At 70.8% G+C, this 19,026-nt stretch carries 18 protein-coding genes; 15 read left to right on the forward strand and 3 right to left on the reverse strand.

Annotated features, from left to right (window positions below):
- Positions 1-359: 359 nt before the first annotated feature.
- From rfbB to HC362_RS28855, 3 genes are all read right to left on the reverse strand, one after another.
- Positions 360-1,349, reverse strand: a complete 990-nt coding sequence (rfbB, locus tag HC362_RS28845) for a dTDP-glucose 4,6-dehydratase (protein ID WP_243087096.1) — start codon at positions 1,347-1,349, stop codon at positions 360-362.
- Positions 1,346-2,410 (reverse strand): glucose-1-phosphate thymidylyltransferase, encoded by a 1,065-nt coding sequence (locus tag HC362_RS28850; protein WP_243088867.1) that lies wholly within the window; start codon positions 2,408-2,410, stop codon positions 1,346-1,348. The genes rfbB and HC362_RS28850 overlap by 4 nt, the downstream gene beginning before the upstream one ends.
- A 426-nt stretch (positions 2,411-2,836) precedes the next feature.
- On the reverse strand, positions 2,837-4,468 hold the full coding sequence (locus HC362_RS28855; RefSeq protein WP_243087097.1) for a DHA2 family efflux MFS transporter permease subunit: 1,632 nt from the start codon (positions 4,466-4,468) through the stop codon (positions 2,837-2,839).
- 466 nt (positions 4,469-4,934) lie between these two features.
- Between HC362_RS28855 and HC362_RS28860 the strand changes: the two genes are divergently transcribed.
- The 15 genes from HC362_RS28860 (at position 4,935) to HC362_RS28930 (ending at position 18,999) form a co-directional block, all read left to right on the forward strand.
- Positions 4,935-6,074: a nucleotide disphospho-sugar-binding domain-containing protein gene (locus HC362_RS28860; RefSeq protein WP_243087098.1), complete on the forward strand. Its 1,140-nt coding sequence runs from the start codon at positions 4,935-4,937 to the stop codon at positions 6,072-6,074.
- 57 nt (positions 6,075-6,131) lie between these two features.
- Complete coding sequence (locus tag HC362_RS28865) at positions 6,132-7,154, forward strand: acetylserotonin O-methyltransferase (RefSeq protein WP_243087099.1); 1,023 nt, start codon at positions 6,132-6,134, stop codon at positions 7,152-7,154.
- Between the two features lie 66 nt (positions 7,155-7,220).
- Positions 7,221-7,916: an antibiotic biosynthesis monooxygenase family protein gene (locus HC362_RS28870; protein WP_243087100.1), complete on the forward strand. Its 696-nt coding sequence runs from the start codon at positions 7,221-7,223 to the stop codon at positions 7,914-7,916.
- The gene (locus HC362_RS28875; protein ID WP_243087101.1) at positions 7,913-9,493 is read left to right on the forward strand and encodes an FAD-binding protein; all 1,581 of its coding nucleotides are present in this window, start codon (positions 7,913-7,915) and stop codon (positions 9,491-9,493) included. The genes HC362_RS28870 and HC362_RS28875 overlap by 4 nt, the downstream gene beginning before the upstream one ends.
- Positions 9,490-10,215, forward strand: coding sequence for a class I SAM-dependent methyltransferase (locus tag HC362_RS28880; protein ID WP_243087102.1), 726 nt, complete (start codon positions 9,490-9,492; stop codon positions 10,213-10,215). Before HC362_RS28875 ends, HC362_RS28880 begins: the two co-directional genes overlap by 4 nt.
- 16 nt (positions 10,216-10,231) lie before the next feature.
- Entirely contained in the window at positions 10,232-11,191 is a 960-nt protein-coding gene (gene rfbD / locus HC362_RS28885; RefSeq protein ID WP_243087103.1) for a dTDP-4-dehydrorhamnose reductase, read from the forward strand.
- 9 nt (positions 11,192-11,200) lie between these two features.
- A complete protein-coding gene (locus tag HC362_RS28890) occupies positions 11,201-12,436 on the forward strand; it encodes a class I SAM-dependent methyltransferase (RefSeq protein ID WP_243087104.1) in 1,236 nt (411 codons plus the stop codon).
- A gap of 25 nt (positions 12,437-12,461) precedes the next feature.
- A complete protein-coding gene (gene fabG / locus HC362_RS28895) occupies positions 12,462-13,247 on the forward strand; it encodes a 3-oxoacyl-ACP reductase FabG (protein WP_243087105.1) in 786 nt (261 codons plus the stop codon).
- A 79-nt stretch (positions 13,248-13,326) separates the two neighbouring features.
- Positions 13,327-13,656 (forward strand): hypothetical protein, encoded by a 330-nt coding sequence (locus tag HC362_RS28900; protein WP_243087106.1) that lies wholly within the window; start codon positions 13,327-13,329, stop codon positions 13,654-13,656.
- The gene (locus HC362_RS28905) at positions 13,653-14,222 is read left to right on the forward strand and encodes an NAD(P)H-dependent oxidoreductase (RefSeq protein ID WP_243087107.1); all 570 of its coding nucleotides are present in this window, start codon (positions 13,653-13,655) and stop codon (positions 14,220-14,222) included. The genes HC362_RS28900 and HC362_RS28905 overlap by 4 nt, the downstream gene beginning before the upstream one ends.
- Positions 14,219-15,739, forward strand: coding sequence for an FAD-dependent monooxygenase (locus HC362_RS28910; RefSeq protein WP_279240147.1), 1,521 nt, complete (start codon positions 14,219-14,221; stop codon positions 15,737-15,739). Before HC362_RS28905 ends, HC362_RS28910 begins: the two co-directional genes overlap by 4 nt.
- A 58-nt stretch (positions 15,740-15,797) precedes the next feature.
- Positions 15,798-16,127: a TcmI family type II polyketide cyclase gene (locus HC362_RS28915; RefSeq protein ID WP_243087108.1), complete on the forward strand. Its 330-nt coding sequence runs from the start codon at positions 15,798-15,800 to the stop codon at positions 16,125-16,127.
- A 13-nt stretch (positions 16,128-16,140) separates the two neighbouring features.
- Positions 16,141-16,437 (forward strand): acyl carrier protein, encoded by a 297-nt coding sequence (locus HC362_RS28920; RefSeq protein WP_279240148.1) that lies wholly within the window; start codon positions 16,141-16,143, stop codon positions 16,435-16,437.
- Positions 16,438-16,448: 11 nt separating this feature from the next.
- A complete protein-coding gene (locus tag HC362_RS28925; RefSeq protein ID WP_243087109.1) occupies positions 16,449-17,471 on the forward strand; it encodes an aromatase/cyclase in 1,023 nt (340 codons plus the stop codon).
- A gap of 28 nt (positions 17,472-17,499) precedes the next feature.
- Entirely contained in the window at positions 17,500-18,999 is a 1,500-nt protein-coding gene (locus HC362_RS28930; RefSeq protein WP_243087110.1) for an FAD-dependent monooxygenase, read from the forward strand.
- The last annotated feature ends 27 nt before the right edge of the window (positions 19,000-19,026 follow it).

The raw sequence follows: 19,026 nt of genomic DNA on the forward strand, positions 1-19,026 counted from the left end.
GGTTCGACATACGCAAGGTGAACTGCCGGTAAAGGGGCGTGCAATTCTTCGGGCAAAGGCTGTGATGTGCGGACAGTTGAGTACGGAGCGACATTGGATGATGCGCCCGTACTTGTATCCTAAGCGCTGAACACGCCGCACTGACCGGCGATTTCCGCACCCCGGAGAAAAGAGCCGTGACGGCCGCCGGGCATAAAGTGCGCCGCCGGGCAGTTGCCCGGCTTTTCGGTGAATTCTTTGTGACGCACGTCACGGTGTGCGCGAAGTCCCGGAAAGGCCGCACCACTCGGCCCCCTGGAGCCGAACAGCGGGAGAAGCGGAGCGGGCCCCCGCCGCGGGCCCGCGGCAACGCCCCTGCTCTACAGCACCGCCCGGTCCTTCAGCGGCTGCCACCACGCGCGGTTGTCCCGGTACCAGGCCACCGTCTCGGCCAGCCCCGTGGCGAAGTCCTTGCGCGGCCGGTAGCCCAGCTCCTGCCGGATCTTGCCGCAGTCGACCGAGTAGCGGTAGTCGTGTCCCTTGCGGTCGGCCACGAACTCGACCATGTCCCAGTCCTCCCCGCACTCGGCCAGCAGACGCCGGGTCAGCTCCACGTTGGTCAGCTCGGTGCCCCCGCCGATGTTGTAGACCTCCCCGGCCCGGCCCTTGGTCCGTACGAGCTCGATACCGTGCACATGGTCGTCGATGTGCAGCCAGTCCCGCACATTGAGCCCGTCCCCGTAGAGCGGCACCCTCTTGCCGTCCAGCAGATGGGTCACGAAGAGCGGTATCGCCTTTTCCGGGAAATGGTGGTGCCCGTAGTTGTTGGAGCACCGGGTGACGCGCACATCGTAGCCATGGGTGCGGTAGTGGCTCAGTACCAGCAGATCGCCGGCCGCTTTCGAGGCCGAATAGGGCGACGTGGGGTTGAGCGGATCGTCCTCGGCCGACGAGCCGTGCGCGACCGAGCCGTACACCTCGTCGGTCGATATGTGCACGAAAGTACTGACACCCGCCCGCATCGCCGCGTCGACCAGCACCTGGGTGCCCATCACATTGGTGCGCACGAAATCGTAGGAACCCTTGATGGAACGGTCCACGTGCGACTCGGCTGCGAAGTGCACCACCTGGTCGGTCTCGGCCATCAGCGCGGTGACGAGCTCCACGTCGCAGATGTCGCCGTGCACGAAGCGGAACCGCGGATCGGCCCGCGCCGGATCGAGATTCGCCGGGTTTCCCGCGTAGGTCAGCTTGTCCAGCACCGTGAGGGTGACATCACCGGCCGGGTGCCCGGGGGACAGCAGGGTCCGCACATAGTGGGAGCCGATGAAGCCCGCCCCTCCGGTGACCAGAATCCTGGTGGCCGTCATGACGACACCTGGAGCAGGCTGTGGTCGCCCAGCACGAACCGGTGTGCGTGCGGGACGGAGGGGGCTGGTGTGACGTTGACGTTCCGTCCGATCAAGGAGGCTTCCATCCGTCCCATTCCCTCTATCGACGCGCCGCGCAGGAGAATCGAGAACTCGATCTCGCTGGCCTTGATGCTGCAGTTCTCACCGATCGAGGTGTAGGCGCCGATGTAGGAGTCGGTGACGGTCGCCCCCCGGCCGATGACCGCCGGGCCGACCACCCGCGAACGGCGCACGCACGCGCCCTCCTCGACCCGTACCCGGCCGATGAGCTGGCTCGCCTCGTCCACCTCGCCCGCGACGTGGTGGTCCAGCGTCTCCAGCACCGTCCGGTTGACCTCCAGCATGTCCATCACATTGCCGGTGTCCTTCCAGTAGCCGGAGATCACGGTCGACCGGACGTCCCGGTCCTCGTCCAGCAGCCACTGGATGGCGTGGGTGATCTCCAGCTCGCCGCGCGCGGAGGGTTCGATGGCGCGGACGGCTTCGTGAACGGCCGCGGAGAAGAGGTACACGCCAACGAGGGCGAGGTCGCTCCTGGGCCGGGCCGGCTTCTCCTCGACGGCGACCACCCGGCCCGCGGCCAGCTCCGCCACTCCGAACGCGGACGGGTCGGCCACCCGGGTCAGCAGCACATGGGCCGCGGGGCGGTGTTCATGGAAGTTCTTCACCAGCTCCGTGATACCGCCCACGATGAAGTTGTCGCCCAGATACATCACGAAGTCGTCGTCCCCGAGGAAATCCTGGGAAATCATCACCGCATGTGCGAGGCCGAGCGGCGCCTCCTGGCGAATGTAGGTCACATCGATACCGAAAGCGGAACCGTCGCCCACTGCCGCCTCGATCTCGTCGGCGGTGTCTCCGACGACGATTCCCACCTCGGTTACACCCGCGTCGGCAATGCTCTCCAGGCCGTAGAAGAGAACCGGCTTGTTGGCAACCGGGACAAGCTGCTTGGCGGTGGTGTGAGTCAGCGGACGCATACGGGTTCCGGCGCCCCCCGACAGTACGAGAGCCTTCATGGACATCGTCCTCATGATAGGAATTTGCTGCCCTGAGACCGTGCGAAGCGCCTGATATCCCCTCCGATATCCCCGGGATTCCGCAGGAACCCCCGAGGCCAACGTGCCAGCGTCGCACATTACTTATCCAAGTTCACCTCCGGCAGCTGCCACAAGTGAAACCGTCATGATTGCTGCTGCGTTTCTCATGTGCTGCTTCCTGCGTTCCGCGCGGCTTTTTGTATTTCTTCGCCGCCGACCGCGCATGGTAATCGCGGAAGCCGCCGCTCAATCGCGGCACACGCCCCTGCCCACGGCACACGAAAATGAGCGACCCGGCCGTCGGGGGAGTCGGCCGGGTCGCCCGCGGCGTCCGGTACCTCGTGGTGCCGGACGCCGGCTCAGGTGGGGGTCTGCCGCCGGTCGCGGCGGCGGACCCGCCGGGTGTCAGCCCGCGCTGGACTCCTGGTTCTGCAACGCGGGTTCGGCCGCCGCCGCTGCCGTCGGCTTCTTCGACGCGACGAACAGCGTCGCGGCGAGGGCCAGTACGAGCAGTGCCGCGCAGACGTAGCTGGCCAGTTCCAGGCCGTGTGCCATGGCCTCGCGCGCCGCCTCGGCGGCGTCCGCTGTGCGCGGGTTGTCGGAGAGGGAGGGGATGACCGAGCCGGCGCTCTTGGTGACGACGTCGCTCAGTTGGTCGGCCTGCGGGCCGCTCAGACCGGCATCGCCGAGCCGGTCCTTGAGGTCGGACGCCAGGGTGGTGAAGAACAGCGTGGTGAGAATGGCGATGCCCAGGGCCGAGCCCAGCTCCCGGGCCGCGCTCTGGATCCCGGAACCCTGCCCGGCACTGCGTACCGGCACGTCGACCAGGACGATATTGGTGACCTGGGCGGTCGCGAAGCCGACGCCGATGCCGTAGATGAACAGCGAGATGGCGATGAGCCACCAGGCGCTGTCCGTGGCGGCGATGAGTCCCAGCATCACCAGCCCTGCGGCCTCCAGCACCAGGCCGATCCGCACCTGCTGGAGCGCGGGGACAGAGGCGGCCATCGAGAAGCTGGCGCCGCTGGCGAAGAAGCTGCCCCCCGCGAGCGCGACGAGGGCCAGGCCCGCCTGGAAGGCGCTGTAGCCGAGGGCGAACTGCAGCCACAGCGGCAGCACGGCGATGATCCCGAACTCGCCCACACCCACCAGCAGGGTGACGAAGTTCCCGTTGCGGAACGAGCGGATGGAGAACAGCCGTACGTCCATCAGCGGCTCGTTCTCCGCCTTCCCGAGCGCGGCCTGCCTGAGCCAGAACAGCACCAGGGCCACGGCGGAGACGGCGAAGGCCACGAAGACCGGTGACGGGTCGGCGCTCCAGGTGAAGGACCCCAGCTCCAGCGGTTCGATGGTCTTCATCCAGCCGTAGGTGCGCCCCTCGATCAGGGCGAAGGCGAGCAGGCCGAGGCCGACGACCGACAGTACGCTGCCCACCGCGTCGATGCGGGCCCGCAGCCGCGGCGAGGCGTCGAGATAGACGAGCGTGCCGGCGATGATCAGCGCCACCAGCGGGATGTTGATACCGAAGGCCCAGCGCCAGGAGAAGTCGGCCAGCCAGCCGCCGAGCAGCGGTCCGACGGCGGCGGCCGCGCCGATGGTGGAACCCCAGATGGCGAAGGCCTGGCCGCGGGCGCGGCCGGTGAAGGTGGCGTTCACCAGTGCGAGCGAGGTGGGGAGGATCGCGGCGGCGCCGAGGCCTTGGAGGAAGCGGGCGAGGATCAGGATGCCGCCGCTGGGCGCGGCGGCGGCCAGCAGGCTGGTCAGCCCGAAGACCACCAGGCCGACGAGGAAGACCTTGCGTGCGCCGAACACATCGGAGAGGCGACCGGTCAGCAGGAGGAGCGCGGCGAAGGAGATCGCGTAGGACTCCTGGATCCACTGGGCCTCGACGGAGTCGATCTTCAGGTCGTCGATGATCGGGGCCAGGATCACATTGACGATCGTGATGTCCACCACGATCAGGGCCACACCCAGGGACACGGCGATCAGACCGAGCCACTGGCGGGTGGTGGGAGGGGCTTCTGGGGTGCCGTTCACGGTTCCTCCACTCTGGGGTATCTCCGTGGTGAAGTTATTTTATCGCGGTGCTGTTGTCAACGCGCGAGGAGCGTGCGAGGGCGCGCGAGCTCGGCGCTCGCGCCCCGTGCGGGGTCACCCCGTGCGGCCTCGAGTCGCCCCGGTCCGAGGCCAGTTCAACGAGACCCCTTGACAAGTCGACCTGCGGCGAAGAAGCTGTATCTCAGATTGGAACTCCTGTGACCACGCCAGGAGTTCTTCTTTTTTGCCCCGCCTCTTCGAGCGAGGCCCCAGCGGAGCCCCACCGCTCCTCGAGTCGCCCCGCCGAGTCACCTCATCGAGTCACTCGGATGTCGTCGGCCTTCCCGGGCCCCGCCACGCGCACTGATGCCGCCACGCGCACTCGTGCCGCCACCTCTGCAGGACCAGTAGCCCCAGCCGCGGGACCAATCGACCCTGCCGCAGGACCACCAGGCCAAGGAGAACCATGAGAGTCCTCTTCATCGCCGCGGGAACGAGCCCCGCGGGGGTGTTCGCCCTCGCACCGCTGGCCACGGCCATCCGCAACGCCGGCCACGACATCCTGTTCGCGTCGTTCGGCGAACTCACGCCCACCATCACGGAGGTGGGTCTGCCGGCGGTCGCCGTCGCCACCGGACACACCACGGACAGCATCAAGCAGCTGCCGGACCGGCCCGGCGGCACACTGGACTTCCCCTGGACGCCGGAGGAGGAACTGCCCTACGTCGGCCGGTGGTTCGGCCGCCAGGCGGCCGTCAGCCTGGACGACCTGGTGGAACTCGCCGGTGCCTGGCGCCCCGATCTGATCGTCGGCGGTACGGACGCGCACGCCGGGCCCCTGCTGGGCGCCCGGCTCTCGGTTCCCTACGTCCGGCAGGCGTGGGACTGGCTCCACTTCGACGGCGTCCGGCAGTACGTAGACGAGGAACTCGGCCCCGAGCTGGAGCAGTTGGGTCTCGACCGGCTGCCCGCTCCCGATCTGTTCCTCGACATCTGCCCGCCGAGCCTCATCCCCGCATCCGCCGAGGCCGGCCGCCCCATGCGGTGGGTGCCGGGCAACCGGCAGCGGCCTCTCGAACCGTGGATGTACCGCGCGGGCGGGCGTCGGCGGGTGTGCGTGACGCTGGGCAGCTTCCGTACGTCCATGCCGAAGCTGTTCGACTACCTGTGCGGGCTGGTGGAAAGCCTCTCCGAGCTGGACGCGGAGATCGTGGTGGCGGCGAACGAGACCGCGGCCGAGCAGCTCAGGCAGCGGTTCCCCGAGGTGCGCAGCGGCTGGGTGCCCATGGAGTTCCTGGCCCGCACCTGTGACGCGGTCGTGCACGCCGGCGGTCTCACCGCGCTCAACGCCATGGCGGCCGGCACCCCCCAGGTGGTGGTGAACCGGTTCCGGGCCTTCGAGGAGTCCCTCGGCCTGCTCCAGGAACAGGGCTCGGCCGTGGCCCTCAACGGGGACGCCGCGTCCCCCGCCAACACCCTGGAGGCCTGCCGCTCGATCCTGACCGACGAGAGCTACGCCAAGCGGGCACGCGAGCTGTCGCTCGAACTGGCCGGGATGCCCTCCCCGAACACGGTCGTCGCCGACCTGGAGGCACTCGCCGGCTGACCCGCCGGCCCGGCCGGAATCCCACCTCACCCACCCGATCGAAAGGGTCCCGCAGTCATGCCTTCCTCACCGCCAGGACCCCCGCCTTCCGTGCGGGTGCTGCAACTGGCCACCTCCAGCTGGCTGGCAGCCGCCGTGAGCGCCGCCGCCGAACTGGGCGTCGCCGACGCGCTCGCGGCCGGCCCGCGCCCGGTCGAGGCCGTCGCCGAGGAGATCGACGCGCACCCGCCCACCCTGCACCGGCTGTTGCGGGCCTGTGCCGCCCTCGACCTGGTGACCGAGCAGGCGCCCGGCGAGTTCGCGCTCACTCAGGTCGGCGAGGCGCTGCGCAGCGACTCGCCCACCTCGATGCGCAACTTCGCACGCTGGGTCGGTCTCGCCGCCGACCGCGCCACCTGGGTCGGCCTGGCCGACAGCGTGCGCACCGGTGACTCCGCCTTCGAGCGGGTGCACGGCCAGGACGTATGGGACTTCATGCGGGGGCACCCCGAGGTCGCGCGGGTCTTCGACGACGCCATGACCGAGGCGTCCCGGCAGCTGATAGCGCCGGTCGTGGACGCCTACGACTTCGGCGGTATCGACTCGCTCGTCGATGTGGCGGGCGGCCGGGGTGCTCTGCTCGCCGCCGTGCTGGCCGCCAACCCCGGCATCCGCGGCACGCTCTACGACCAGCCCGGTGTGGTCGAGGACGCCCGGCAGACGTTCGAGAGCCGGGGCGTCGGCGACCGGGTGGAGATCCGCGCCGGTGACATCTTCGCGTCCGTACCCGAGGGTGGCGACGCCTATCTGCTCTCCAACGTCATCCACGACTGGAACGACGAGCGCTCGGAGCAGATCCTCGCCAACTGCCGGCGCGCCCTGCCACCGCACGGCCGGGTGCTGCTGGTCGAGGCCGTGATGCCCGCCAAGGGCACACCGCCGGCCACGGTCACCCTGATGGACCTCAACATGCTGCTGCTGTGCGACGGCCGGCAGCGCACCGAGGAGGAGTTCGCGGCCCTCTTCTCCCGCGTCGGCCTGCGGCTCGGCCGGATCGTCCCGGCGGGCCTGCACAGCGTGGTCGAAGCCGTCCCGGCCTGAGCACCCTTCTCGCCATCCTTCTTCTCTTCATTCCCGTCCTTCTTCCCGACGGAGGCACGCACACAGATGCCGTTCATCAACCCGGACAACGGAGCCCTCACCGTCTTCAACCTGTTCGACACGGCCACCCGCGAGGACCAGGAGACCCTGCTGAACACCATGCAGGGGATCATCGAGGGGGCGAACTACCCCGGCTGGCGCTCCTCGACGCTGCACGGCGGCCTCGACAAGCCCTGCGCGGCCAACTACATCCAGTGGCGCAGCGTGGAGGATCTCCAGGAGCGCTACGAGGGCGAGAACTTCAAGCACAACACCGTGCCCTACTTCACCGAGCTGACCACCTCGGTGCACCTGCTCAAGACCGAGGTCGTCGCCACGCACAAGCACCCGTCGCTGGACGCCATCGAGATCTCGCCCGACCGCGACGACTTCACGGTGATCGTCCTGATGGGGGTCGAGCCCGGGAACCAGGCCGCGCTCGTCGACCTGTTCGCCAAGCCCGACGAGTACATGCACGAAGTACCCGGCTACCGTTCGAACTCCATCCTGCGCGCCCTCGACGGCGACCTCGTCGTCAACTACGCGCAGTGGGAGAGCCGCGCCGCCTACGAGGCGTTCCACACCATGCCCGAGGAGGAACGGCCGGTGCACGCCCGGCGGATGCGCGCCACGGCGCGGCCGCTGCTGACCTCCCGGTCGTCCAACACCTACGAGGTGGTCTTCGCGCGCTCCGCGCCCGGTCAGCCGGCCGGCGAGCGGTGACCGCCGTCTTCGGCGCCGAGGCGGCCACCGCGCCCGGCGCGCCCGTACCGTCCGGACCGGTCGTGGTCGACCGGCAGGACCCCCGGTACGCCGAACTGGTGCGCGGCGACAACCACCGATTCGTCGGGCAGCCCGACCGGGTGGTGCTGGTGCGCTCGGCACAGCAGGCCGCCGAGGCGCTGCGCGGCGCCCTGGCGACCGGCAGCCGGGTCGCCGTACGCAGCGGTGGCCACTGCCCCGAGGCGTTCGTGGCCGGCTCGGATGTCCGGGTCGTCATCGACCTGTCGCTGATGACGGACGTCTCCTACGACCCGCGGATGAACGCGGTGGCGATCGAGGCCGGGGCCACCGTCGGGCACGTCTACAAGTCCCTGTACCGCAACTGGGGCGTGACCCTCCCGGCCGGGGTGTGCACGGCGGTCGGCATGGGCGGGCACATCACCGGCGGCGGCTACGGCCCGCTCTCGCGGCTGCACGGGCTGGTCGCCGACCACCTCTACGCCGTCGAGGTCGTCCATGTGGACCGGACCGGAACGGTGCGCACCCAGGTCGCCACCCGGGAACCCGACGACCCCAACCGGGACCTGTGGTGGGCCCACACGGGCGGCGGCGGGGGCAACTTCGGGATCGTCACCCGCTTCTGGACGAGATCGAAGGAGACGACCGGGACGGACCCCGCCGGTCTGCTGCCCCGCGCACCCGGAGCGCTGCGCATCGCCATGGCCAACTGGTCCTGGGACCAGTGCGACCCGGCCGCCTTCGCCCGTATCACCGGCAACTTCATGGACTGGCACGCCGAGCACAGCGCACACGGCACGCCCTTCGCCGGGCTGTTCGCCTCGCTGTGGGTGCGGCACAGGACCGGCGGCGGACTGACCCTGTTCGCGCAGCATGTCGACGACGATCCCGAGGCGGAGGCCAAACTCTCCGGCTTCCTCAGGGCCGTCAACGCCGGCTCCGGTACCGAGCCGTTCGTACTGCGCAAGCACCTGCCGTGGCTGACCGGAAGCCGCTTCATGGGGCAGGCCGACTCGGGCCCGGTGATGGGCGCGCGCCTCAAGACGAAGGCCGCCTACCTGCGGACCGCCTACAGCGAGGAGCAACTGGCCACGCTGCACCGCTGGTTCACCAAGGAGGACTACTTCGGCCGGGAGTCGCTGATGATGCTCAACGGCTACGGCGGAGCCATCAACGCCGTCGGCCCCGCCGAGACCTCCTCTGCCCAGCGCGACTCCGTCATCAAGGCCGCCTACTCGGCAGCGTGGGACGACCCCGCCGAGGACGAGCGGCACCTGGCCTGGCTGCGCGGTCTCTACGAGGAGCTGTTCGCCGACACCGGCGGGGTTCCGGCACCGGGGCCGCGCACCGACGGCTCCTACATCAACTACCCGGACACCGACCTCGCGGACCCGGCCCGCAACACCTCGGGAGCGCCGTGGCACGACCTCTACTACCGGGACAACTACCCGGCGCTCCAGCGGGTGAAGGAGACCTGGGACCCGCTGGAGGTCTTCCGGCACGCGCTGTCCGTCCGCCTGCCGTCGACATCCGCCGCACCCGCAACGGAGGGCTCATGAAGTACCGGTCCGAACACATTCCCGAGCAGTACGACTTCGAGCGCATCTACACCGGCGCTGAGCCGAAGCCGCAGCCCAAGCCGTGGGACATCGGCCGCCCGCAGCCGGCCCTGGTCGCCGCGCACGACGCGGGCCACCTCACAGGGGACGTGCTGGACGTGGGCTGCGGACTCGGCGACAACGCCGTCTTCCTCGCCTCCAGAGGGCACCGGGTCACCGCCGTCGACATCGCGGAGACGGCGGTCCGCGAGGCCCGGCAGCGTGCGGCGGCCGCCTCGGTCGCGGTCGACTTCGTGGTGGCCGACGCCACCCGGCTGGAGGGGTACACCGGGCGGTTCGACACCATCGTGGACAGCGCCTGCTACCACTCGCTCGCCGCCGACCGGCGCGAGCCCTACATCGCCGCGCTGCACCGGGCGGCGCGGCCCGGCGCCGTGCTGCACCTGTTCGCCTTCGCGGCGGAGTTCGAGGCTCCCTTCCCCGGGCCGCACCGGCACACAGCCGACAGCCTCCGCGAGGTCGTCGGCGGCCGCTGGAAGGTGCGCTCCGTGGAACCGGCCACCTACTCCAGCTCGCTCGGGCCCGCCGACATCCGGGCCGTGATCGAGTCGGAGTACCCGGACGACGAGGCGATCGAGGAGAGCCTGGCCCGCCTCGCCCTCGACGACCAGGGCAAGGCCACCATGCCGGTGTGGCACCTGCGCGCCGAGCGTCCCGACTGAGCCGGGCGGCCCGCCGATGTACTCCCCGGCCACCGGGACGTACCCCGCGCGGCCCCGGTGGCTGGTCGTGGGCGCCGAGGGGCTGCTGGGCTCGGCCGTCGCCCGGGTGGCGGCCGCCGACCCCCGGGTGCGCGAGGCCGTACGCGCCGGACGCGGGGACGCGGACGTCACCAGCCCGGAGCAGGTGCGCCGGCTGCTGTCCGCCACCCGCCCGGACGTCGTCGTCAACGCGGCCGTCTTCACCGGCGTCGCCGCCTGCGAGACCTCACCCGAGCGCGCGTACCAGGTCAACGCCGTGGGTGCGCGGGTGCTCGCCACCGCCTGCGCCGAACGCCGGATCCGCTGCGTCTATCTGAGCACCGACTACGTCTTCGACGGCACCGCTGCCACGCCGTACGACGAGACGGCCCCGCCCCACCCGGTGCAGACCTACGGGGTGACCAAGCTGGCGGGGGAACGCGAGACGCTCAACGCCGAGGCCGGGCACCTCGTGGTGCGCACCGCCGCGCTGTTCGGGCCGCCACCGCCCAGCACCAGGCGGCGGCCCGGGTTCCTGGAGCAGATCCTGCGCCAGGCCGCCGCGGGCCACGCCCCCTCGGTCGTCGACTCGCTGGTGATGTCGCCCACCTACACCCTCGACCTCGCCCGGGTTCTGGTCGAGCTGGTGGCGCACGAGGTGGCCGGGGGGCCGTACCACCTCGTCAACGAGGGGTCCGCCAGCTGGTACGAGCTGGCGAGCGCCGCAGTCGGCGAACTCGGCCTGCCCGCCCTTCCCCGCCCCGCCCCCGAGGCGCCGGGGCCGAAGCCACGCCGCCCCCACCGCACCCCGCTCGCCACCGCACGCGTACCGGCCACGGCGCAGCGGCTGAACCGCCCGTGGCGGAAGGCGCTGCGCGCCTTCCTCGGCGAGCACGGCGCACAGCTGCTGGCGGCGGCCCGGGCGGCCGGGCCGCCGCCCGGATCATCCACCACTTGAGGAGCCACTTTGTCCGAGACCCGAAGCTGCCGCATCTGCGGCGGCCCGCTGCACGAGTTCCTCGATCTGGGCCCGCAGCCCATGGGCAACGCCTTCGTGCCCCCGCGGCAGCGGGACGACGAGCTCTACGCCTTCCGCTTCCGGCTGGCCGTCGCGCTGTGCGGCGACTGTTCCATGGCGCAGCTGGTCGAGGACGTCCGGCATGACCGGATGTTCCACCAGGCCTACCCCTACCGCTCCTCCGGCTCGACGGTGATGCGCGCCCACTTCGAGGAGGTGGCACAGCGCTTCCTGCGCGAGGAGCTGACCGGCGCTGACCCGTTCATCGTGGAGCTGGGCAGCAACGACGGCATCATGCTCCGCACCGTCGCCAAGGCCGGGGTGCGGCACCTGGGCGTCGAGCCGTGCGGTGATGTCGCCGAGGTCGGACGCGCCCACGGCATCCGGGTGTGCAGCGAGTTCTTCGACGAGGGACTGGCCCGGCGGGTACGTGCCGAGGACGGCAGGGCCGATGTCATCTTCGCCGCGAACACCTTCTCGCACATCGACTTCCTCGACTCGATCCTGCGCGGCATCAAGCACCTGCTCGCACCTGACGGCGTCTTCGTCTTCGAGGACCCCTACCTGGGCGACATCGTGCGGCGCGCCTCGTTCGACCAGATCTACGACGAGCACATCTTCTTCTTCACCGCGCGCTCCGTGCAGGACATGGCAGCGCGCTACGGCCTGGAACTCGTCGATGTCGAGGAGATCCCGGTGCACGGCGGCGAACTGCGCTGCACCCTCGCACACGCCGGCGCCCGCGAGCCCGCGCCCGCGGTGGCGCGGCTCATCGAACGGGAGACCGCCCAGGGCATCACCGAGGCGGCCACCCTCTCCGGCTTCGCCGACGCGGTCCGCAAGCTCCGCACCGACCTGGTGCGAACCCTGCGGGAGATCGCCGAGCAGGGCGGGTCCGTCGTCGGATACGGCGCCACGGCCAAGAGCACCACGCTGCTCAACTACTGCGGCATCGGGCCCGAGTTGATCTCGTACATCTGCGACTCCACGCCCGAGAAGCAGGGACGGCTCACCCCCGGCACCCACATCCCGATCCGCGGGCCCGAGGCGTTCCGCGAGAGCCATCCCGACTACGCGCTGCTGCTGGCCTGGAACCACAAGGACGAGATCCTCCGCAAGGAGTCGGCCTTCCGCGCCGGCGGCGGCCGCTGGATCAGCTATGTGCCCGACGTCCGCATCGAATGACGCCCCTATCGAACGAGGAGAAGACATGAGTGACCGGAACGGCAGGACGGCCCTGGTGACCGGAGCGACGAGCGGCATCGGTCTGGCGGTCACCCGGCTGCTGGCCGCCCGCGGCCACCGGGTGTTCCTGTGTGCCCGCAGCGCAGACCAGGTGAAGCTGACCGTCGAGGACCTCCGCTCCGAGGGCCACGACGTCGCGGGAGTCGACTGCGACGTCAGCTCCGCCGCACAGGTGCGCGAGATGGTCGGGGCCGCGGTCGAGGCGTTCGGCAGCATCGACATCCTCGTCAACAACGCGGGCACCGGCGGCGGGGGAGTGACCGCCGACCTCACCGACGAGGCGTGGCAGCGCGTGATCGACACCAACCTCAACAGCGTCTTCCACGTCACCCGGGACGTGCTGTCCGTGGGCGGCATGCGGGACAAGGAATGGGGACGCGTCATCAGCATCGCCTCTACGGCGGGCAAGCAGGGCGTGGTGCTGGCGGCCCCCTACTCGGCCTCCAAGCACGGTGTGGTGGGCTTCACCAAGTCCCTCGGCAACGAACTGGCCGGCAGCGGGATCACCGTCAACGCGGTGTGCCCAGGCTATGTCGAGACGCCCATGGCGCAGCGCGTGCGCACGGGCTACGCCCGGCACTGGGAGACCACCGAGGAAGCGGTTCTGGAGAAGTTCCAGGCCAAGATCCCGCTCGGCCGGTACTCCACGGCCGAGGAGGTCGCCGGAATGGTCGGCTACCTGGTGACCGAGACCGCCGACTCCGTCACTTCCCAGGCCCTCAACGTCTGCGGCGGGCTGGGGAACTTCTGACCGCCCACAGCCGGCCCCCGTCAGCGACGTCAGCACCGTCAGCGCCCGGGCAACCGCCCGGCAACACCGAGGAGCAACGATGAAGTACGCGGCCTTTCTCGGCGTCCGCTTCGAACCGGAGTGGTACGAGATGGACCCGGCCGAGCGCGAGGCGTTCGAGGCCGAGCACATCTTCCCGGTACTGAGCAAGCACTCGGAGTACCTCCACATCCGCCCCTTCCGCGCGGCCGGACTGGGCGGCCCGCACACCAACTTCTTCCTCGTGCACTTCGCCGAGGTGCCCGAGTACCACCAGCTCATCGAGGACCTGCTCGAGCGGCCCCTGCTCTCCCGGCGCCTAGCGACCATCACCGACAGCTTCATCGGCATCGAGGCCGCCTCCTACGCCGAGAAGGAGACCGAGGCATGACGAGGATCGGCATCGTGATCGGCAGCACCCGCCCCGGACGCAGCGGGGAGGCCGTCGGCCGCTGGGTGCACGAGATCGCCGCCCGGCGCGACGACGCCCAGTACGAACTGATCGACCTCGCCCAGCAGGAACTGCCGCCGCTGGACGAGGCGATACCGCCGATGGCCGGAATGTACGCCCAGCCGCACACCCTGGCCTGGGCCGAACGCATCGCGCGGCTGGACGGGTTCGTGTTCGTCACGCCCGAGTACAACCACTCGGTGCCCGCCGCGCTCAAGAACGCCGTCGACTACCTGTTCGCCGAGTGGGGCAACAAGGCGGCCGGCTTCGTCGGATACGGCCCGCTGGGCGCCACCCGCGCGGTGGAACACCTCCGGCTCATCCTCTCCGAGGTGCGGATGGCCACCGTGCGCACCCAGGTGGCGCTCACCTTCGCCACCGACTTCGAGGACCGCACCGTCTTCCGGCCCAGCCCCGAGAACACCGCGCTCGTCGACGAACTGCTCGACCAGGTCGTGCTGTGGAGCGAGGCGCTGGAGCCGGTACGCCGGAAGGCGTCGGCGTGAGCGGCGCCACCGGCCCCGGCGAAGGCCCGGCAGCGCGGACCTGGCAGGTCGTTGTCGTCGGCGCGGGCCCCACCGGCCTGATGCTGGCGGGGGAGCTGCGCCTGGGCGGCGCCGACGTGCTGGTACTCGACCGGCTGACCGAACCGGTCACCGAGTCCCGCGGCCTCGGCTTCACCGCGCGCGCCACCGAGGTCTTCGACCAGCGCGGCCTGCTGAGCCGGTTCGAGGGAGCGGAAACCAGCGCCCAGGGCCACTTCGGCGGCATCCCGATGGACTACGGCGTCCTGCCCGACGGCCACTTCGGGGTGCGCAACGTCGAACAGCACACGACCGAGGCCGTGCTGGCGGAGTGGGCAGCCGGACTCGGCGCCGAGATCCGGCGAGGCCACGAGGTGACCGGCCTGCGGCAGACCGCGGACTCCGTCGAACTGGAGGTCCTCGGGCCCGACGGCCCCACGCGGCTGCGCTGCTCCTACCTGGTGGGCGCGGACGGCGGCCGCAGCACGGTACGGAACCTGGCCGGGTTCGAGTTCGCCGGCACCGACGCCACCTGCGAGATGATCCTCGCCGACGTCGAGGGCGCGGACATCGCGCCGCGCTTCATCGGGGAGCGGGTACCGGGCGGGATGGTGATGTCGGCCCGGCTGGCCGAAGGCGTCGACCGGATCATCGTCTGCGAGCGCGGCAGGAAACCGGGCGACCGCACCCGCCCGCCCGCCTTCGCCGAAGTGGCAGCCGCCTGGCAGCGGCTGACCGGTGAGGACATCGGCCGGGGGAGGGCCCGGTGGATCAGCTCCTTCACCGACGCCTCCCGGCTGGCCACCGAGTACCGCAAGGGCCGGATACTCCTGGCCGGTGACGCCGCGCACATCCATCTACCCGCGGGCGGCCAGGGCCTCAGCGTCGGTGTGCAGGACGCCGCGAATCTGGGCTGGAAGCTGGCCGCCGTGGCGACCGGACGCAGCGGCCCGGCCCTGCTGGACACCTACCACACCGAGCGGCACCCGGTGGGCGAGCGGGTGCTGACCAACACCCGCGCCCAGGGCCTGCTCTACCTGGGCGGCAGCGAGGTCGAACCGCTGCGCGAGGTCATGGCCGAACTGCTGCGCCACGACGGCGTCGCCCGGTATCTGGCAGGAATGGTCAGCGGCCTCGACATCCGCTACGACATGGGGCCCGGCACCCATCCGCTGCTCGGCACCCGGATGCCGCCCTGTGTGCTCCGCACAGAGGACGGCGAACACCCGGCCGCTCACCTGCTGCACGGGGCCAGAGGAGTGCTGCTCGACCTGGCGGACGACCCCGAGCTGCGGCGCCTGGGCCCGGAGTGGTCCGGCCGGCTGGACACCGTCACGGCAACCACCGACGACGAGCGCCTGGCCGGCACCAGCGCCCTGCTGATCCGCCCCGACGGATACCTCGCGTGGGCCGCGCCGGACGGCGGCGATCTGCGCACCGCACTCGAAACCTGGTTCGGCGCCGGCTGCCGCACCGGCCTGAGCGCCGTACCCGCCTGACAGAGCCGAACCCGCCTGACAGAGCCGTACCCACCTGACAGAAACGAGGACCCAGCGCATGCACTCGACCCTGATCGTCGCGCGGATGGACCCCGCGTCCACCGGCGATGTCGGCAAGCTCTTCCAGGAGTTCGACAAGACGGACATGCCCGAGCGGATGGGCACCGTACGCCGGCAGTTGTTCAGCTACCAGGGCCTCTACTTCCACCTCCAGGACTTCCGCTCCGACGACGGGGGCGAGCGGATCGCCGAGGCCCGCTCCCACCCGCTCTTCACCGGGATCAGCGAGGACCTCAAGCAGTACATCACCGCCTACGACCCCGCGACCTGGCGCTCCCCGGCCGACGCCATCGCTCAGCGCTTCTACCACTGGGAAGAGCGCTCCTGACCAGGAGGAAGACGTGACCGTTCCACCGTTCACCATCGCCGACCTGAAGCGGATCATGCACAGCGCGGCAGGCGTCGACGAGAGCGCGGACCTCGACAGCGACTCCCTGGACTCGCTCTTCATCGACCTCGGATACGACTCCCTGGCACTGCTGGAGACGGCCGCCGTCATCTCCCGCGAGCTGGGCATCGGCCTCGACGACGAAGAGGTGACCGCCGTCACCTGTCCCCGTGACCTCATCGAGCTCGTCAACTCGGCTCGGGAAAAGGCCGGGAGCGAGTCGCTGCTCGGCTCGCCCCGGGCCATCTGACAGGAGGCATCATGTCCCGACCCACGGACCGCTCCACGGACCGCCCCACCGACCCCGACACCGAACGCGCCGAACACCGCACCACGGTCGACGCGCCCGCCAAGGCCGTCTACGAGCTCCTCGTGGACGTCGAGAACTGGCCGCAGATCTTCCCGCCCAGCGTCCACGTGGAGCGCCTGGAGGGCGGCCCCCTCAGCGAGCAGGACGCGCCCGAAGGGCAGGCCGGTCAGGAGGCGACCGGCGAGCGCATCCGCATCTGGGCGACGGCCAACGGCACCGCCAAGACCTGGACCTCGCGCCGCACGCTCATACCGTCCAGGGGCGTGATCGAGTTCCGTCAGGAGGTGTCCTCCCCGCCGGTCGCGGCCATGGGCGGCACCTGGATCGTGGAGGCGTACGGCGAGCAGCGGTGCCGGGTGCGGCTGCTGCACGACTACCGGGCCGTCGACGACGACCCCGACTCCCTCGCCTGGATCGCCGCTGCCGTCGACCGCAACAGCAAGGCCGAACTGGAGGCGCTCAAACAGCACGCCGAGGCCGCCGCCCAGGGCCGGCAGACCCTGCTGTCCTTCGAGGACAGCACCCGCATCGCCGGGCGTGCCAGGGACGTCTTCGACTTCATCAACGCGGCCGACCTGTGGCCCGAACGCCTGCCGCACGTCGCACGTGTCCGGCTGGAGGACGACGAGGGGCTGCAACTGCTGGAGATGGACACCCGCAGCCCCGACGGCTCCACGCACACCACCACCTCCGTGCGGGTGTGCCTGCCCGACGACCGGATCGTCTACAAGCAGATCCAGGTGCCCGCCCTGATGACGCTGCACACCGGCCGCTGGGAGTTCCAGGAGGACGCCGACGGAGTGCTGGCCACCTCGCAGCACACGGTCGTCATCAACGAGGCCAACATCGCCACCGTCCTCGGGGCCGACGCCGATCTGGACGCGGCGCGCGAAGCGGTGCGCCATGCGCTGGGCACGAACAGCCTGACCACGCTGGCACAGGCCAAGGCCCATATCGAGGCGGGCCGCGCATGACGTACCGTGCGACCGCCCGGTGCCCGGCATGAGACCGGCGGCCGAGACCGGGACGCAGGTCCTGGTGGTCGGAGCGGGACCGGTGGGGCTGCTCCTCGCCGGGGACCTGAGCCGGTACGGGGTGCGGGTCGTGCTGGCCGACCGGCTGCCGAGCCCCATGACCGAGTCGCGGGCCTCCCAGCTGACGGCCCGGACCATGGAACTGCTGGACCAGCGCGGCCTGGCCGAGTCCTTCGAATGGCTCGCGCACGAGCCCCGGGGGCACTTCGGCGGGCTGCCCTTCGACGCGGCCGCCGCCGAGAGCTGCTACGCGGGGAACTGGAAGGTGCCGCAGTACCGCACCGAGGCCGTGCTGTCCGAGTGGGCCCGCTCTCTGGGCGTCGAGCTGCGCAGGGGGCACGAGTTGAAGAAGCTCGACGTGGACGGGTCCGGCGTGACCGCGCAGTTCGAGACCCCGGCCGGGCCGAGCACCGTACGGGCCGGCCACCTCGTCGGCTGCGACGGCGGCGGCAGCACGGTCGCCGGGCTCGCCGGGTTCACCCACGGGGGCGCGCCGGGGGTGCGGGAGCTGCTGCGGGCCGATGTACGCGGTGTCACCGTCGGCGAACACCGCTTCGCGCGCTTCGAGACGGGGTTCGCCAGCTCGGCGCGGCGGCCCGACGGCGTCACCCGCGTGATGGTCCACCGCTTCGGCGCCATCCCCCGGGACCGCACCGGACCCCCGGAGTTCGGGGAGATCGTACGCGCGTGGCACACCGTCACCGGGGAGGACCTCAGCGGCGCCGAGCCGCTGTGGCTGGACGCGTTCGACGACTCCTGGGCGCTGGCCACCGAGTACCGCCGGGGGCGGGTGATGCTGGCGGGCGACGCCGCGCACACCCATATGCCGGTGGGCGGCCAGGCACTCAACCTGGGGCTGCGCGACGCGGCCAATCTGAGCTGGAAGCTGGCCGCGCACCTGACCGGGCGCGCTCCCCGGGCCGTGCTCGACAGCTATCACACCGAACAGCACGCCGCGGCGGAGCGCGTCCTGGCGAACGTACAGGCGCAGGGGATGCTGCTGTTCGACGGCCCCGAACTCGACCCGCTGCGCGAGTTGCTCACCGGGATGCTGGCGCGGCCCGGGCTGCACCCGGCCTTCGGCCACCTGGTGAGCGGCCTGGGCGAACGCTTCGAGGTGGGTGCCGAGGGCCACCGGCTGCTCGGGGCGCGGATGCCCGACCTCGGGCTGCTCACCCGCGCCGGGGACGCGCGGGTGCTGCCCCTGCTGCACGACGCCCGAGGGGTCCTGCTCGAACTCGCCGAGGGCAGCGCGGCGGCGGCCGAGCGCCGACGCACCGTGCAGAGCGTCAGCGGCTGGGCCGAGTGCCTGCGCATCGTCGAGGCACGGCCGCAGGACCCGGACGCCGGCAGCCGGCTCGACGGCGCGGACGCGTTCCTGCTGCGGCCCGACGGACACGTGGTGTGGACCGACACCGCCGACCTCCCGCTGCACACGTGCGTCGAGCGCTGGTTCGCCGGCAAGTGAAGACCGTTTCTCCAGTTCTCCAGGAAA

This window comes from Streptomyces sp. 891-h, from assembly GCF_022760275.1.
Taxonomy (GTDB): domain Bacteria; phylum Actinomycetota; class Actinomycetes; order Streptomycetales; family Streptomycetaceae; genus Streptomyces; species Streptomyces spirodelae.

Coding starts and splice junctions, on each gene's coding strand:
- HC362_RS28930 (WP_243087110.1), top strand. CDS start 17,500: ATGAGACCGGCGGCCGAGACCGGGACGCAGGTCCTGGTGGTCGGAGCG.
- rfbB (WP_243087096.1), bottom strand. CDS start 1,349: ATGACGGCCACCAGGATTCTGGTCACCGGAGGGGCGGGCTTCATCGGC.
- HC362_RS28915 (WP_243087108.1), top strand. CDS start 15,798: ATGCACTCGACCCTGATCGTCGCGCGGATGGACCCCGCGTCCACCGGC.
- HC362_RS28850 (WP_243088867.1), bottom strand. CDS start 2,410: ATGAAGGCTCTCGTACTGTCGGGGGGCGCCGGAACCCGTATGCGTCCG.
- rfbD (WP_243087103.1), top strand. CDS start 10,232: ATGTACTCCCCGGCCACCGGGACGTACCCCGCGCGGCCCCGGTGGCTG.
- HC362_RS28900 (WP_243087106.1), top strand. CDS start 13,327: ATGAAGTACGCGGCCTTTCTCGGCGTCCGCTTCGAACCGGAGTGGTAC.
- HC362_RS28860 (WP_243087098.1), top strand. CDS start 4,935: ATGAGAGTCCTCTTCATCGCCGCGGGAACGAGCCCCGCGGGGGTGTTC.
- fabG (WP_243087105.1), top strand. CDS start 12,462: ATGAGTGACCGGAACGGCAGGACGGCCCTGGTGACCGGAGCGACGAGC.
- HC362_RS28880 (WP_243087102.1), top strand. CDS start 9,490: ATGAAGTACCGGTCCGAACACATTCCCGAGCAGTACGACTTCGAGCGC.
- HC362_RS28905 (WP_243087107.1), top strand. CDS start 13,653: ATGACGAGGATCGGCATCGTGATCGGCAGCACCCGCCCCGGACGCAGC.
- HC362_RS28870 (WP_243087100.1), top strand. CDS start 7,221: ATGCCGTTCATCAACCCGGACAACGGAGCCCTCACCGTCTTCAACCTG.
- HC362_RS28865 (WP_243087099.1), top strand. CDS start 6,132: ATGCCTTCCTCACCGCCAGGACCCCCGCCTTCCGTGCGGGTGCTGCAA.
- HC362_RS28925 (WP_243087109.1), top strand. CDS start 16,449: ATGTCCCGACCCACGGACCGCTCCACGGACCGCCCCACCGACCCCGAC.